The following is a 15,213-nucleotide window of genomic DNA, read 5'->3' on the forward strand; positions in this document are numbered from 1 at the left end:
GCCGGTCACTGCTGCTCCTCCTGCTGCGGCGGGGCGAGCGCCGCGACGGCCCGGCGCTTGGCGGCGCGGGCGCCGCGCTTGGCCAGCCGGGCCGGGGTGATGGCGAGCCGGCCCACCCGGTAGCTGAGCGACCCGCTGAGCAGGCCGATCGTCGTCTCGGCGCGACGCAGCGCCCGTTCCCGCGAGGTGAGCAGCTCCTCGGTCCATGCGGTCAGTGCCGCCAGCCGGGTGAGCTCCTCACGCTGTCGCAGCCACGCCTCGCGCAGCTGCTGGTAGCTGTCCGCGCCGACCGGCGGGTCGGTCGGCGCCACGGCGTGCAGCTCGGTGGCGAGGTTGACCCTGCCGTCGTGGTCCAGCCCGTGCAGGGCGGCGGCGATGGCCGCCTCGGCCTCCACCGCCTCGGCGACGGTCGCACGGTCCACGTCGTGGCCGGTGAGCCCGCCGAGCACCACGGTCAGACCGGCGACGTCGAGGGTGGACGACCACGGGTGGGCGTATCCGCCGGTGAGCAGGCCCGCCGCGAAGCGCCACAGCCCGCGGGCCAGCACCACGTCGGTGGGCAGCGCGTCGGTGGCCCGCCAGCTCGGGTCGAGCACCGCGTACCGCTCGCCGTCGACGACCACGTTGTCGGTGCCGGCCAGCGCCGCGGCGCCGGCGATCCGGCCGTCGGTGTCGGCCTGGTCGGCGAGCCAGCCCGCGTACCCGTGCAGCAGCGTGCGCAGGGTCGCCAGGTCGCGGCGCAGGGCCGCGTCGAGCAGCAGGGTACGCAGCAGCCGGCCGGACGGCACCGGCCCGGACAGCGCGTCCGCGTCCCGGTACGCGGCCTCGCGGCTGGCGAACGGCGCGGCGGCCGGCACGGTCGTGCCGGTGGCCGCGGTGAGCCCCCACCGCCATCCCGACGGGCCGTGCAGCACCTCCAGTACGCCGATTCCGGGGCGCCCGGTCTGCACCAGCGCCACCGGTAGGTCCCGGTCGACGGATGGCGTGGTCGGGGCCGCGGGGTCGGCGGGCCGGTGGGCGAGCATCAGCCAGCCCGGTGCGAGGTCGGCGGCGCGTCCGGCGTGCAGCGCGTCCACCGCCAGCCGGGCCGGGTCCTGGAGCACGGTGTCGTTGGTGAAACCTCCGGCGCACGCGCCGTGCAGCACCGCGTCGAAGAGGCCGGAGCCGGCATCCCGGTCGAGGTGGTCGGTGTCGAGCAGCGCCGTCGGGGTGCTGGCGTCGGGGTACGCGGCCCAGCACGCGACCGGCTGCAGCTCCGCCGCGGTGAGCCGTTCGCGCAACTGGTCCCGGTTGGCCGGGTGGGTGCGATCGAGCACTCCGCCGATCGTCCAGGCGGAATCGTCACGGCCGGCGTACCAGGGGGTGGTGGCGACCAGTCGGTGCAGGCCGAGCGGGTTGTCCAGGCGCAGCAGCAGCGCGCCACCCGGCCGTACCGCGGCGACCAGTCGCGCCAGCACGCGGTCCCAGCCGAGCCGGGTGCCCTCCACCGACTCCACCGGGTCCAGCCCGGCTGCGGCGATCACCACGTCGTACGTCTCGTCGTCGGGCAACCCGGCCGGGCCACCCACCACCACGTGGGCGGCTCGCTGGGCCAGCGCGACGGCGTCCGGGTGGCTGCGCAGCAGGCAGGTCACCTCGGCGTGGCCGAGCTGGTCGAGCAGGGCCGGGTCGTGCGGCCCGGCCACCAGGACCCGGGCGCCGGGCGGCACGAGCCGGGCGGCCAGCGCGGCGACGGGCCCACCGTCGGCCAGGCGCTCCTGCGGCAGGTCGGACCAGGCCAGCATCTCGCCGCCCGGCAGGGTGATCCGGTCGGCGGGTGCCGTCTCAGTCGTCACGGTGGTCCTCTTCCTCCTGGAGGTTCGCCCAACCGAGCAGCTCGCGCAGCTCTGCCGGCGTGCAGCGGTGGTCGATGCCCAGCTCGGCGCGGGCGATCTCGACCGCGGTGGGCAGGTCGACCTCGGCGCCGTGCAGCTCCGGCCACTGACGGCGGATGCGGGCCGTCCCGCCGAACGTCGGGTCCTCGTTGGACAGGATCATCGGGTCGCCGTAGACCGCCGGTTCGCAGCCGGCCGCGATGCCGTAGAAGATCGCACTGGTCAGCCGGTTGGATGCTACCCGGCGGTGTCGACGCAGCTCGGTCAACTGCTTGTCGAGGAACTCCGGGTCGGTGTCCTTCCACCAGTGTCCCCGGTAGCCGTGGCAGATCACGCGGAAGCCGGCGCGCTCGTAGAGCCGACGGACGCTGCGCATCCGGTACTCGTGCCAGTAGAGGCAGACGGTGACCGGGCCGGGCTCGGTCTCCTGGATCAGCGCGATCAACTTCCGGTGGTCGCCCTTGACGTGCTGACCCTCCCAGCCGTGGAACGGGTACCAGATGGTGCCCACCCGCTCCTCGGCCGGCGGTTCCTCGGGGCGCATGGCCAGCAGGTAGATGAACGGGGCTCCGATGACGACCACGTTGCGCCGCCCCACCGACCAGGCCCGTCGGCGGGTCTGCTCCGACCAGAGCAGGCTCGGGGTGCGCTCGGCGTACGGGTGACCGGGGGCCAGGCCGTCACCGATGTTCCAGCCGTGCTGCACGTACCCGTTGATCCGCGGTGGGTGCCGGTCGCCAAGACCGGCATAGCGGGCCAGCACGTGCGCGTGGCCGTAGAAGTGGTTGGCGTGGTGCATCAGGTTCCCATCAGGCGGCGGTACGCACCGAGCCGACCCGCAGGGCCGCGGTCAGCGCGTCGATGACGCGATCCTGGTCGGTGTCGCTGAGGTCCGGGTAGAGCGGCAGCGACAGCTGCTGGGAGTAGAACGACTCGGCCACCGGGCAGGACCCGCGCCGGTAACCGAGGTCGGCGAAGGCCGGGTGCCAGTGCACCGGGATGTAGTTGACCTGGACGCCGATGCCGGCGGCCCGCATCCGGTCGTACACCTCGCGGCGACGCCCGTCGAGCACCCGGATCGGGTAGAGGTGCCAGGCCGGGTCGGCCCACGACTTGCGCGTCGGCAGCAGCACGCCGTCCACATCGGCCAGCGCCTCGTCGTAGCGGGCGACCAGGGCGGCCCGCCGCGCCTTGAACTCGCCGAGCCGGCGCAGTTGGCTGCGGCCCAGGGCGCAGAGCACATCCGGCAGGCGGTAGTTCAGCCCGAACTCGTGCACCTCCTGGTGCCAACCGCCCTCGTCCGGGTGGCGCAGCTCGTCGCGTTCCCGGACCATCCCGACGCTGCGGAACCGACGGGCCCGCTCCAGGACCCGCGGGTCCAGTGCGGCGACCGCGCCACCCTCGGCGGTGGTCAGGTTCTTGGTGGGAAAGAACGAGAACGTGGTCAGGTCGGCGAGCGAGCCCACCGGCCGGCCGTGGTAGGTCCCGCCGATCGAGTGCGCCGCGTCGGCGAGCAGCAGCGCGTCGCTGCCCTCGACCGACTTGCGGAGCGCGTCGTAGTCGGCAGGGTGGCCGGCGTAGTCGACCGCGGAGACGACCTTGGTCCGCGAGGTGACCGCGGCGGCGGCCGCCGCCGGGTCGAGGCAGAAGGTCTCGTCCTCGACATCGGCGAAAACGATCTTCGCCCCGAGGGCGACCGCGCTGCTGGCGGTCGCCACGAAGGTCATTGGCGGGACGACCACCTCGTCGCCCGGACCAACCCCGGCGGCCGCGTACGCCACGTGCAGCGCCGCGGTGCCGTTGGAGACGGCGGTGACGCCGACCCCGCCGGTCCAGGTGGCGAGGTCCGCCTCGAACGCGTCGACCTGCGGCCCGGTGGTGAGCCAGTCGCCGCGCAGCACGTCGGCGACGGCGGCGATGTCGTCCTCGGTGACCGACTGCCGGCCGTACGGGAGCATTCCCGTCATGCGGTGATGCCGAGCATGTCGCGCAGCTGCTCGACGGTGAGCCACTCGTCGTTGGTGTCCGACTGGTAGGCGAAGCCGTCCGGCACCGGGTCGCAGCCGACCGGCGGCTGGTAGCCCCAGGTGGCGATGGTCGGCTGGACGATGAACCGGCCGTCGGCGCGCAGCGTCCGCCGGCTGTCGTCGGGCGCGATCATCTCCTCGTGCAGCTTCTCGCCCGGCCGGATCCCGATCTCGTGGGTGGTGGCGTCCGGGGCCACGGCCTCGACCAGGTCGAGGATGCGCATGCTCGGGATGCGCGGCACGAACAGCTCGCCACCCTGCATCTGGTCGAACGAGTCCATGACGAACTGCACGGCCTGGTCGAGTGTGATCCAGAAGCGGGTCATCCGCTTGTCGGTGATCGGCAGGCTCTTGCCCTCGGCGGCCAGCCGCCGGAACAGCGGGACGACCGAACCGCGGCTGCCCACCACGTTGCCGTAGCGCACGACGGCGAACCGGGTGGGGTGCTGGGCGGCGTAGTGGTTGGCCGAGACGAACAGCTTGTCGCCGACCAGCTTCGTCGCGCCGTACAGGTTGATCGGGCTGGACGCCTTGTCGGTGGAGAGCGCGATGACCTTCTTGACGCCGGCCTCGATCGCGGCGTCGACGACGTGCTGGGAGCCGGTGATGTTGGTGGCGATGTACTCGGAGGGGTTGTACTCCGCGGTGTCCACCTGCTTGAGCGCGGCGGCGTGCACCACGTGGTCCACGCCGTGCATGGCCCGGGTGAGGCGGTGCCGGTCCCGGATGTCGCCGATGAACCAGCGCAGCCGCGGGTCGTCGCCGAGCTGCTGGCGCAACTCGTACTGCTTGAGTTCGTCGCGGGAGAACACGACCACGCGGGCCGGGTCGGCCTCGGTGAGGATGTGCCGGAGGAAGGTCCTGCCGAAGGAACCCGTTCCCCCGGTGATCAGAATGGACGATCCATTCAACTCACTCAATTTGGTGCTCCCGTGATCGTGGATGAACCGGCGGCCCTCGGCCGGCCGACCGGGGTGACACGCTAGCCATGGCGGGTTAACTCCCCGACGCTCGTGGGTTAACCACGGCCCCTGCTCCTGTGAATGGCGAGCACCGCGTAGGCAAACACTTTCGACCAACCCGTAACGGGCCTGACCAGGTCGGATCGGGCCGTTACAGTGACCGCGCGAGTGACCCGGCAGCCCTGTCCGCAGCCGGTTCCCGCGTTCACCCGACATCCGCACCGACTCGGTGCGAGCGGGTCACCCCGAGCGTCACCGGCGCGGGCCGACGTGCCCGCCGGGTCTGCGCGGGCCCGGTCCGGCCGGCAATTCTGGAGGCGTTGATGGCATCCGGTAGCGACGTGATCGAACGGCCGGCGGTTGCGGCGGAGTCGACGGACTCGGCGCCCGCGCGGCGCTGGTTGGTGCCGGTGCTGCTGGTCGTCGGTTGGGTGCTCAGCGTCGCCTGGCGGATGTGGCTGTCCCGGCACATCCTGCTGCCGATCGCGCACACCGACGAGGACAGCTACCTGAACACCGCCCGCGCGCTGGCTGGCGGGCCGGGCGGCTTCAGCAGCGAGAACGACCTGCTGCGCCGGGTCGGCTACCCGATGCTGATCTCGCCGGCGTTCCTCGGCGACCGCGATTTCAGCGACAGCTACCGGATCGTCCAGCTGATCAACGCGATGGTGAACTCGGCGCTGCTGCCGCTGGCGTACCTGCTCGGTCGCCGCCTCCTCCGGCTGCGCCGCTCGCACGCGCTGCTCAGCGCCCTCGCGGCGGCGACCCTCCCGGCCACGGTCTTCTACGCGGGCATCGCCATGATCGACACGGTGATGGCGCCGCTGGTGGTCGCCTGGCTGCTCGCCGTGCACCGCTGGATCGGACGGCCCGGGCCGCTCGCCGCCGCCACCGTCGGTCTGCTGGTCGGCGGGTTCCATCTGCTGCACTCCCGCGGCCTGGTGATCGTGGGGGTGCACGCCGGGTTCGTCCTGCTGCTGTTCGTCCGCCGCCGGATCCGCCCGCCCGCGGTGCTCGCCGCGCTGCTGCCGGTGCTCGCCATGGCGCTCGTCAACGAGGCCGCCATCCGCTACCTCGGCAACAAGGTCTACCTGCTCGGCAGCACCCCCGGCGGCGGCACGGTCGAGGCGGTCGCCTCCATCCAGGGAGTGGTCCGGGTGAGCGCGGGCGTCGGCACCCAGCTCTGGTACCTCGTGGTGATCACCTTCGGGATGGCCGGGGTGGCCTGGGCCGCCGCCGTCCGCGAGCTGTGGCGCCCACGGCACGGCGACGCCGCCCGCTGGACGATGGGCGTGGCGCTGGTGGTGACCGTCGGCGTGGCCGGCGGGGCGTCGGTGATCCTGGCCGGCATCACCGGCAAGCCGCTGGACGCGATCTACGGCCGCTACGTGCAGATGCTGGCGCCGTTCTGGCTGCTGGTCGGGCTCGGGGTGCTGCTCACCGCCGGACGGCGGGTGGTGCTGCGCCGGGCGGCCGTCGCGGTGGCCCTGCTGATCGGCGGCGGTGCGCTGATCGCCGTCCGACTCGCGTACGTGGCGAGCCAGGGCCACCGGTTGCGCTACGGCGGTTTCAGCGCGCCGGACCTGGTGGCGTTGACCGCGGGCTGGCGGGAGATGCGGCCGGTGGTCGGGTCGCTGGTCGGCATCGCAGGCTGTCTGTTGCTCGTCGCGGCGGTCCTGGTGCCCCGACTGCGGTTGCCGGTGCTCGGCGTCCTCGTCGTGGTCAACCTCGCCACCATGCAGGTGATCGACCAACACGTCGTGCGGCCGGCCATCGCCAGCAGCGCGCCGACGCCCGGGGTGGCCGACGTCGGCGTACGCCCCGGCGAGCGGGTGTGGGCCTCGACCGGTGTGCACTACGTCCTGCGGTTCAACCTCAGCCACCAGGTGACCTGGACCGACGTTCGGTGGTTCGGCATCGGGCAACCGCCGGCCGCGGCGCAGGTGGTGTTCGCCCGCTGGGCGCCCGGCGAGGTTGACGACTGGGACGGCACGGCGTACGGCTTCGTCCGGCTCGGCGGCAACCCGGTGCAGCACTGGGCGGCCTGGCGTCGGGCCTGAGCCGCCGCAGCCCGGTGGACACCGCTATCCGTGAACGGCGGATGTCCACCGGGAGCACCGGCGGTTAATGACTCCGGTCCATTGCGGAAATGGGTTCGACAATCAGCGTTGACGGCGGTCTGCCCGAGCCAGGGAAATCGGGATGACGGTGATTTCCCGGCCGTTGGACAACTCCTGCCGGGGCGTGCCCTCGACGAATCGGAAACGCCGGTTCATCTGTCGTACGACGGTATTGTGACCGAGCACCTCGCCGTCGAGCCGGTCCAGGTGCAGCCCGTCGAAGGCGTACTCGACGGCCTCCCGCATGACGCCCAGCCAGGCGGGCAGCGTCTCTCCCCGCTCGTCCAGCCCGTCGGCGTCGAGATAGAAGCCCCACGCGCCGGTACGCGGGCCGTCCAGCCGCAGGTCGAAGAAGGTGACCACACCGCAGGGCAGGTCGTCGCGGACATACATCAGCACCCGCCGGGACGGGTCGTCCCGGACCGCCGACCACCACCGGGCGTGCTCCTCGGCGGTGATCTCGTGGCTGGTCTTGCTGACCTGGCGGTTGGTTTCCTGATTACGCCAGGACAACATCAGGTGAACGTCGTCCGCCGTCGCTTCGCGCAGCACGTGCGTCTCGCTTTCTTATCTGTTCACGTCGGGTCCCGGCACCTTACCCGGGCCTACCGGGAAATCAGATATGCATTCGTTGGGTTGTAGACTGCGGCGCATGAACGAATTGAGTCGCGCGCAGATCCGCGACCTCATGGCTCAGGTGCTGGAGAACCAGGACAAGGAGCTGCCCGCGGACGACGCGGCGCAGTTGCGGGAGATCGGCTTCCGGTCGCTCGACTTCTCCGAGCTGGCGCTTCGGGTGGAGGACGAGACGGGGGAGGAGCTCAACTTCGACGCCCCCGGCCTGCGCCGCATCGCCACCGTCGGAGACGTTCTCGACTTCCTCGTCGAGCTTCAGCACCAGTGACCGTCGCGACGGCGCGTAACCCCGCATCCGCGCACCCGGAGCCGGCCGGTGTCGACAACCGGGTCGTCGTCGGTGGCACCGCGCTGACCTGGCGTTCGCTGCCGACGCCGACGCTGCCCGACCCCGCGGCGGTGCTCGCCCACTCCGCCGTGCACGCGCTCACCGCCGCTCGGCAGCACGCCGTGCACGGCACTGAGCTGCTGCTCAGCACCCCGAGTCGGGTCGACGCGGCGATGCGTACGGAGCTGCTGGAGGCCGGCTTCACCGTTGGCGTCCTGGACGACGACGGGGTGCACCTGAGCGTCCCGGCCCGGCCGCGAGCCGCCGAGCCCGGCCGACTCTGGCTGCTGACCTCGGGCTCGACGGGGCGTCCCAAGCGGGTCGGGCACACCCTCGACACGCTGACCACCGTGCGGGCCGAGCAGCCCGATCGGACCTGGCTCTGCCCGTACGCCCCCGGCACGTACGCCTGGTGGCAGGTGGTCACCCTGTCGCTGACCCAGCCCGGCCAGCACCTGGTGGTGGTCGAGCCGGACGAGCTGGACGACTGGCCCACGGTCGCGGCCGCGCACGGGGTCGACGCCGCGTCCGGCACCCCGACCTTCTGGCGCCGCACCCTCTACCGGGATGCCGCCGCGCTGGCCAAGGTGCCGTTGCGCCAGATCACCCTGGGCGGGGAGCCGGTGGACCAGGCGATCCTGGACCAGCTGCGGGAGGTCTTCCCCACGGCCCGGATCTCCTGGATCTACGCCTCCTCCGAGGTGGGGGCGTCCATTGTGGTGCACGACGGGCGGGCCGGTTTCCCGGTCGACTGGCTGGACCGGGAAATACCTGGTCGGCCGACGCTCTCCGTACGCGACGACGAGCTGGTGATCACCTCCCCGTACCACGGCGCCGGGTTGGCCGGCCCGATCCGCACCGGGGACCGGGTCCAGGTGCTCGACGACCGGGTGCTGATCACCGGCCGACTGGACTCCGACGAGATCAACGTCGGCGGCAGCAAGGTCTCCGCCGGCGTGGTCCGCGGCGTGCTGACCGGGCATCCGGCGGTGGCCTGGGCCCGCGTGACCGGCCGACGCGCCCCGGTGCTCGGCCGGATGGTGGTCGCCGAGGTGGTCCTCACCCCCGCCGGTCCCGCCGACACCAGCGTGCCCGACGAGGGCGCGCTGGTCCGCTGGTGTGCCGACCAGCTTCCCGAGCACGCGGTGCCACGCCGGATCCGCGTACTGACCGAGATTCCCGTCAAGGAGACCCTGAAGAGCGATGTCTGACCCCGCCGACACCCAGCTCGTTCCGCCCAGCTCCGTGGTCCTCGTCTCCGGCGGCTCCCGGGGGCTGGGCCTGACCATCGTCAACGACCTGCTCGACGCGGGCGTACGGGTGGCTCCGTTCGCCCGTACCGTCACCCCGGAGCTGGAGAAGCTCGCCGCCGAGCACCCGGACCGGGTGCACGTCGGGTCGGTGGACGTCACCGACCTGCGCGCCGCGCAGAGCTTCGTCCGGGAGGTGGAGCAGCACCTCGGCCCGATCGACGGCATCGTCAACAACGCCGCCATGGGGCAGGACTCCCTGCACGCGCACACCGCCACCGACGACATCGCCCGGATCATCGAGACCAACCTGACCGCCCCGCTGCAGCTGACCCGGCTGGTGATCCGCCGGATGCTCGCCAAGGGGCTGCGCGGGCGGATCGTCAACATCACCTCGATCTGCGGGCAGCGCGGTTTCCCGGGCCTGGTCGCGTACTCGGCCACCAAGGGCGGCATGGACGCCGCCACGCGTTCGCTCGCCCGGGAGTTGGGCGGCCGGATGCTGGTCAACTCGGTCGCGCCCGGCTTCTTCGCCTCGGAGATGTCCGCCGTGCTCGGCCCCACCCAGCTCGACCAGATCGTGCGCCGCACCCCGACCGGTCATCTGACCGAGCCGGCGGAGGTCGCGCCGGTGGTGCGGATGCTGCTGCTTCAGCACACCAACATCAACGGCCAGGTCATCGTGGTGGACGGTGCCGCCTCCATCTGACCTGGACCGGCTGGTCCGGCCCCGTCCGGTGCCGGGGCTGCTCGCCGTCGCCGAACGGCACCTGCGTATCGGCGCCCCCGCCGACCTGACCGACGCGATGACCCGCAGTCACCTCGACGACGGGCGCTGCGTCGGCTGGTACGGCCCGCGGACGCCGGGGTGGCGGGTGGCCGTCGACGCCGAACGCGCGGATGCCCCGGTGCCCCCGGCGTTGGCCCGTCGGTTCGGGGTGGAGGACTTCTGGGCGCGGTGGACCCGTGCGGAGTGCTGTTGCAAGCTGGCCGACGTCCCGGTGGCGGCATGGTGGCGTCGCCACGGTTTGAGTACGCCGGCCGACGGGTCGGCCGTCTGGCGCACCCTCTGGCTGGCCGACCTGGTGGTCACCGTCGGCTTCGTCCCGGCACCGGGCACCGTGCCGATGGCGCGGCTGAGTCACCAGGTGGCTGGGTAGCACGACCTCTGACGAGCTCGGGTGGCCTGTCCAGTAGGTGCCTGTAGAGCTGCCCCCGATATGGGGCAGCCCTCGCGGTCGAACGTCCGCCCCGAACGTCCGACCGCGAGGGCTGCCCGGAACGTCCGCCCCGAACCCGTGCGCTCAGCGGTAGCGGGCTGCCCGCCCCATGTGCGGGGCAGCTCTACAGGCGCTGGCCCACCCGACTTGCCCTACCGGGCTGGCTGGGGCGGGCCGATCGTGCCCGCTCGGCCAGCGCAGCCCGGGCTGCCGGTCAGATCAGGTCCCAGCTGAGGGGGGTCCCGCGCGGGACGTCGGTGGCGAAGGTGCGGCCCAGCACCCGGTCGATCTCCACGGGCGGCAGGCCGCCGGCGGGCCGGATCGACCGCACGTTCTGCGCTGTCACCGGGTCACCGGCGCGGACGTCCTCGACCACGAAGAGGGAACGGCGGAACCGCAGCCCCTCCTGCTCGGCCGGGGTCGGGCCGATCGCGGTGCCACCGAGCGCCGCGTACGCGCGACCGGACTCGGCGACCAGGGCCGCGAGCTCGGCCGGGTTCAGGGAGAAGTCCGAGTCGACACCGCCGTCGGCCCGGTCCAGGGTGACGTGCTTCTCGATGAAGCAGGCGCCGAGCGCCACCGAGGCGACCGCCACCCCGATGCCGGGCGTGTGGTCGGAGAGCCCGACCGGCACGTCGAACGCGCCGGCCAGCACCGGAAGCCGGCGCAGGTTGCTGTCGGCCGGCGGAGCCGGGTAGGACGCGGTGCAGGCCAGCAGGACGATGCCCGCCGCGCCTCCGTCACGGGCGGTGCGCACCGCGGCGTCGATCTCGGCGACCGTCGCCATCCCCGTGGAGATCACCATCGGCTTGCCGGTGCTGGCCACGAGCCGGATCAGCGGCAGGTCGACCAGCTCCGAAGAGGCGATCTTGTACGCGGGCGCGTCCAGCGACTCCAGCAGCTCCACGGCGGTGGCGTCGAACGGCGACGAGAAGACGGTCAGGCCACGTTCGCGGGCCCGCTCGAAGATCGGGGCGTGCCACTCGTACGGGGTGTGCGCGCGCTCGTAGAGGCGGTACAGGTTCTCCCCGCCCCACAGCTCGTGCCCGCTGGAGATCCGGAACGCCGGGGTGTCGACGTCGATCGTGATGGTGTCCGGCCGGTACGTCTGGAGCTTCAGCGCGTGCGCACCGCTCTCGGCCACCGCGTCGACGATGGCCAGCGCCCGGTTCAGATCGCCGTTGTGGTTGCCGGACATCTCGGCGACCACGAACGGTCGCTCCCCGGCACCGACCACGTGCGGTCCGATCTTGATTGTCGCCGTCATTCCGACCTCTGCTCAGGTACGCCCGCACCGGGGTGCGGTGGTGCTGTCGTCGTCCACCCGGCGGGCGGACGACCTGGAAAACCAGGGCGCCGGGAGCCGACCCGGCTCCCGGCGTGGTGTGCGGTGGGGGCGGTCACTGCAGGCGGCCCCCGGCCAGCGCGTCGCGCCGCTCGGTCGTGGCGAGCCCGTCGTCCCGCATCGTCGCGGCGCCCGCCCCTCGGCCCGGGTCCTCGTCGGCGTTGACCGGGGCGGTGCCGGCGCCAACCGCTGGGCCGCTCCGACGGAGCCGACCAGCGACCCGGTGCGCCTGGCGCAACGCCGAGTACGCCAGCCAGTCACCGCGCCCGACGAGGCGGTGCTTGAGCCCGGTCACGCCCGAGGGCAGCGGGTAGCCGCCGGTGGGCAGGTACCGACGGTAGTGCTCGGCGGCCCGGTGGAAGAAGTCCCGCCGCAGGTGCGGGTGCAGCCGGTCGTCGTTGCCGACGACCACCAGGTAGTGGCTGATCATCAGCTGGAACAGCTCGGCCTGCAACCCCTCGTCCGGGTGCTTGCGCTCGACCCAGTCCAACAGCCGCTCGTACTGGTCGAACGCGTCGAAGTGCCGGCCGCTGCGGGTGGAGGTGATCGCGCCCTGCCGACCCTGCCGGTACAGGTAGCAGACCCGGTCCAGCACGGAGATCTTCTCCGCACCGATCAGCAGCGGATGGCTGAACGGGATGTCCTCGTACCAGCCGGGGAAGAAGCACAGCTCCAGTTCGTCCAGGAAGTCCCGGCGGACCACCTTGTTCCAGGCGGTGTGCTGTACCCGCAGTAGCTGCGGTTGGTCGTCCAGGCGGGTCACGGCGGGAATTCCGCGCAGCAGGTGACTGCTGGCGTCGACCTCCCGCCGGCCGTCCTCGTGCACCCGCAGGTGGTCCAGCATCAGCACGTCGGGCTGGTGCTGGCGCAGCCGGTCCAGCACCGCGGGGATCGTGCCCGGCGGCAACCAGTCGTCGCTGTCGATGAACCAGACGTACCGGCCGGTGGCCACGTCGAGCCCGGCGTTGCGGGCCAGCCCCAGGCCCACGTTGCTGCTCAGGTGCACGACGCGCACACCGTCACGGCCGGCGGCGTACGAGCGGAGCATGTCCCCGCAGCCGTCCGGGGAGGCGTCGTCGACGGCGATCAACTCAACCGGTTCCGACTCGCCCACCGGGACGTCGGCCCGGATCGACTCGAGGCACTGGTACAGGTACGCCTCGACGCCGTACACGGGCACGACGATGCTCAGCAGCGGTGCGTGCGTCGGCTCATTGACCACGCCCGCCACCTTTGACGACCCGGGTGGCCGGCCCCGGAACCTCACGTGGCCGCTGATGGTGAAGTCTCTGAACTCCCGCCCAGCAGAAGGTTAACGCCGTTCGCCGGGCGGTTCTCGGACCCGGGAGACGGTGGCCTGCCCGTCCGGCAATCGGCCGGTGGGACGCGTCCGGTTCACCCGGGAGTGACCCGGTAGGGTGCCCCGGGTGCGGCCCTGCCGGGCCGTCGCGGGCGTCGCCGTCGCGCCGTCCGTCGCCGCGCCGAGGAGGATACGGACGTGCTGGTGACCCTGCCGAGCTTCGGAGGCCCGGCATGACGAGCGCCGCAGCGGTGTCAACGGCCCGGCCCGCCCCCGCACCAGCCCGCCTGCCCTCGCTGACCGGGCTGCGGTGGATCGCCGCGTTGCTGGTCTTCGGCTTCCACGCGGGCACCATGCGGATCATCGCCGAGCCGGACTACAAGGCCGTGGTCGACGCGCTGTTCACCCTCGGCCTGTCCGGGGTGCAGTTCTTCTTCATCCTCAGCGGGTTCGTGCTGGTCTGGTCGGCCCGCGCGGGTGACTCCCGGCGCGTCTTCTGGCGGCGTCGGGTTGCCAAGATCTACCCGAACCATCTGGTGCTGTGGGGGGCGGCGCTGCTGGTCGCCTGGTGGTTCGCCGACCCGATCCTGCCAACGGTCGCGCTGGAGAACCTGCTGCTGTTGCAGGCCTGGGATCCCCGGCCGGGCTGGTTCTACAGCATCAACACCGTGAGCTGGTCGCTCTCCTGCGAGTTCTTCTTCTACCTGTGTCTGCCGCTGGCGTTGCCGCTGCTGCGTCGGGCCCGGCCGAAGCTGCTCTGGGTGCTGATCGTCGCGCTGCCGCTGCTGATCCTCGCGCTCTGGCCGGCCCAGCAGTTGGTGCCGGAGGTGAGCCGGTGGTGGTTCACCCAGATCTTCCCGCCCGTACGGTCGCTGGAGTTCTGGTTGGGCGCGGTGGCGGCCGAGCTGATGCGCCGTGGCCTCTGGCGTGGTCCGGGGCTGACGGCGGCCAGCCTCATCTTCGTGGGCACGTGGGTGGCCGCCGCGGAGTGGATCCGTGCCGAGCTGTGGACCACTCTGCTCGCGGTCGCGTACCTGCTGGTGATCGCCGCCGCCGCGGACGCCGACGTGCGGGGTAAGCGCTCGCCGTGGCGGTCCCGGCCGTTGGTCTGGCTCGGTGAGGTGTCCTTCGCCTTCTACCTGGTCCACGTGCTGGTGATGACGAGCGTGCTGCGCCTCAGCGGTGACTGGGGGACCGGCTTCGAGGGCTGGCGCGGCCCGGCCGCGGTGCTCGGTTTCCTGCTGGTGAACCTGGTCCTCGCCGGGTTGCTGCACCGCTTCGTCGAGACCCCGCTGATGCGCCGACTCGCGCCGCGTCGTCCGGCCCGGCCGCCCGTCCCCGAGCAACGCGCGCCCGGAAACCAGGCCGCCGGCGACGACGTCCACCAGACCGAGGGCGTCGGGACGCGAGCCGAGGCCGGCGACGCCGCCGGCGGGGCCGACCAGGCCGACAGCCGATCAACGTACGTCGACTCGCGCTGACACCGTCCACCCTGGTCAGCAGGGTCGGCGCGGCGTGCGCCGACACGCCCGTGGCCGGTGCGCCCGGGTCGGCGCGGCGGTAGCGTGGGGACGTGCTTCCCGTCGCGCTCACCTGTCCGCTGTGGTGGGTGGCGCGCTGGGCAACGCGGGTGCTGACCAGCCTCGCCGTGCTGGCGGCCCTGGCGCTTGGCGCGGGCCCGGCCTCGGCCGCTGTGCCCAGCCCGAGCGCCGTGCCAACCTCGAGCGCCGTGTCAGCACCGAGCGCCCTGTCAGCACCGAGCGCCGTGCCGTCGTCGTTCGTGCCCGGGTCGCTGGTGGCGTCCTGCCGGCCGGCCTCGCCAGAGGGTGCCGTGCACCCGGCCCAGGCGGTCCGCGTGGGGGTCGTCGAGGAGTCCTCCCCGGCAGGGTCGGTCGGCTCGAAGCCGGCGCCGCCCGCAGGCGTGGGCGCCGCCGCGACCGACGTGCTGCCGGTGTGCGCGGCCGGGGCCGACCGGCTGCCTCTCGTCGACGGTCCGCGCGGCTGGGCTCCCCGGGGCCCACCCGGGCGCTGAGTCACCGGGACGCACTGTCCCGTCGCCGCGCCTGTCGACCCACCAGCTCCGCACCCCGCCGATCCGTGGCCCGCCGTGGCCAACCGGCCGGCGGGGCTCCCCATCGCTTTGCTCTCTCC

14 protein-coding genes are annotated in these 15,213 nt (G+C 72.6%); 7 read left to right on the forward strand and 7 right to left on the reverse strand.

Translation table 11 applies throughout. From position 1 onward, the window contains the following. Positions 1 to 5: 5 nt before the first annotated feature. Genes HNR20_RS23890 through pseB form a run of 4 tightly spaced genes read right to left on the reverse strand, consistent with a single transcriptional unit; the run spans position 6 to position 4,821 of the window. Positions 6 to 1,835: a class I SAM-dependent methyltransferase gene (locus HNR20_RS23890; protein ID WP_184183848.1), complete on the reverse strand. Its 1,830-nt coding sequence runs from the start codon at positions 1,833 to 1,835 to the stop codon at positions 6 to 8. Then, entirely contained in the window at positions 1,825 to 2,673 is an 849-nt protein-coding gene (locus HNR20_RS23895) for a hypothetical protein (protein ID WP_184183852.1), read from the reverse strand. Before HNR20_RS23895 ends, HNR20_RS23890 begins: the two co-directional genes overlap by 11 nt. Before the next feature lie 10 nt (positions 2,674 to 2,683). Next, on the reverse strand, positions 2,684 to 3,841 hold the full coding sequence (locus tag HNR20_RS23900; protein WP_184183855.1) for a DegT/DnrJ/EryC1/StrS family aminotransferase: 1,158 nt from the start codon (positions 3,839 to 3,841) through the stop codon (positions 2,684 to 2,686). Beyond that, complete coding sequence (gene pseB / locus HNR20_RS23905) at positions 3,838 to 4,821, reverse strand: UDP-N-acetylglucosamine 4,6-dehydratase (inverting) (protein ID WP_184183873.1); 984 nt, start codon at positions 4,819 to 4,821, stop codon at positions 3,838 to 3,840. The genes HNR20_RS23900 and pseB overlap by 4 nt, the downstream gene beginning before the upstream one ends. A 365-nt stretch (positions 4,822 to 5,186) precedes the next feature. Here pseB and HNR20_RS23910 point away from each other — a divergent pair, with 365 nt between their 5' ends. Then, complete coding sequence (locus HNR20_RS23910; protein ID WP_184183875.1) at positions 5,187 to 6,923, forward strand: glycosyltransferase family 39 protein; 1,737 nt, start codon at positions 5,187 to 5,189, stop codon at positions 6,921 to 6,923. A gap of 102 nt (positions 6,924 to 7,025) precedes the next feature. Here HNR20_RS23910 and HNR20_RS23915 read toward each other — a convergent pair whose 3' ends face one another. Continuing rightward, entirely contained in the window at positions 7,026 to 7,535 is a 510-nt protein-coding gene (locus tag HNR20_RS23915; RefSeq protein WP_184183878.1) for a GNAT family N-acetyltransferase, read from the reverse strand. 100 nt (positions 7,536 to 7,635) lie between these two features. Between HNR20_RS23915 and HNR20_RS23920 the strand changes: the two genes are divergently transcribed. The 4 genes from HNR20_RS23920 to HNR20_RS23935 are packed head-to-tail and all read left to right on the forward strand — an operon-like array spanning position 7,636 to position 10,357. Beyond that, positions 7,636 to 7,887, forward strand: a complete 252-nt coding sequence (locus HNR20_RS23920) for an acyl carrier protein (RefSeq protein ID WP_184183881.1) — start codon at positions 7,636 to 7,638, stop codon at positions 7,885 to 7,887. Then, positions 7,884 to 9,158, forward strand: a complete 1,275-nt coding sequence (locus HNR20_RS23925) for an AMP-binding protein (protein ID WP_184183885.1) — start codon at positions 7,884 to 7,886, stop codon at positions 9,156 to 9,158. The genes HNR20_RS23920 and HNR20_RS23925 overlap by 4 nt, the downstream gene beginning before the upstream one ends. Continuing rightward, positions 9,151 to 9,906, forward strand: coding sequence for an SDR family NAD(P)-dependent oxidoreductase (locus HNR20_RS23930; RefSeq protein WP_184183888.1), 756 nt, complete (start codon positions 9,151 to 9,153; stop codon positions 9,904 to 9,906). The genes HNR20_RS23925 and HNR20_RS23930 overlap by 8 nt, the downstream gene beginning before the upstream one ends. After that, on the forward strand, positions 9,890 to 10,357 hold the full coding sequence (locus HNR20_RS23935; RefSeq protein ID WP_229687357.1) for a hypothetical protein: 468 nt from the start codon (positions 9,890 to 9,892) through the stop codon (positions 10,355 to 10,357). The genes HNR20_RS23930 and HNR20_RS23935 overlap by 17 nt, the downstream gene beginning before the upstream one ends. 274 nt (positions 10,358 to 10,631) lie before the next feature. Here HNR20_RS23935 and pseI read toward each other — a convergent pair whose 3' ends face one another. Further along, positions 10,632 to 11,684 carry a pseudaminic acid synthase gene (gene pseI / locus HNR20_RS23940; protein WP_184183891.1) on the reverse strand — a complete coding sequence of 351 codons (1,053 nt, stop codon included), beginning with the start codon at positions 11,682 to 11,684 and terminating at the stop codon, positions 10,632 to 10,634. Positions 11,685 to 11,817: 133 nt separating this feature from the next. After that, positions 11,818 to 12,984, reverse strand: a complete 1,167-nt coding sequence (locus HNR20_RS23945) for a glycosyltransferase family 2 protein (RefSeq protein ID WP_184183894.1) — start codon at positions 12,982 to 12,984, stop codon at positions 11,818 to 11,820. Between the two features lie 311 nt (positions 12,985 to 13,295). Here HNR20_RS23945 and HNR20_RS23950 point away from each other — a divergent pair, with 311 nt between their 5' ends. Both HNR20_RS23950 and HNR20_RS23955 read left to right on the forward strand, forming a co-directional pair. Continuing rightward, positions 13,296 to 14,543, forward strand: coding sequence for an acyltransferase family protein (locus tag HNR20_RS23950; RefSeq protein WP_184183897.1), 1,248 nt, complete (start codon positions 13,296 to 13,298; stop codon positions 14,541 to 14,543). 92 nt (positions 14,544 to 14,635) lie between these two features. Next, positions 14,636 to 15,094, forward strand: coding sequence for a hypothetical protein (locus HNR20_RS23955; RefSeq protein WP_184183900.1), 459 nt, complete (start codon positions 14,636 to 14,638; stop codon positions 15,092 to 15,094). Positions 15,095 to 15,213: the final 119 nt, after the last annotated feature.

Origin of the sequence: Micromonospora parathelypteridis, from assembly GCF_014201145.1 — a bacterium.
GTDB classification, from domain to species: Bacteria; Actinomycetota; Actinomycetes; order Mycobacteriales; family Micromonosporaceae; genus Micromonospora; species Micromonospora parathelypteridis.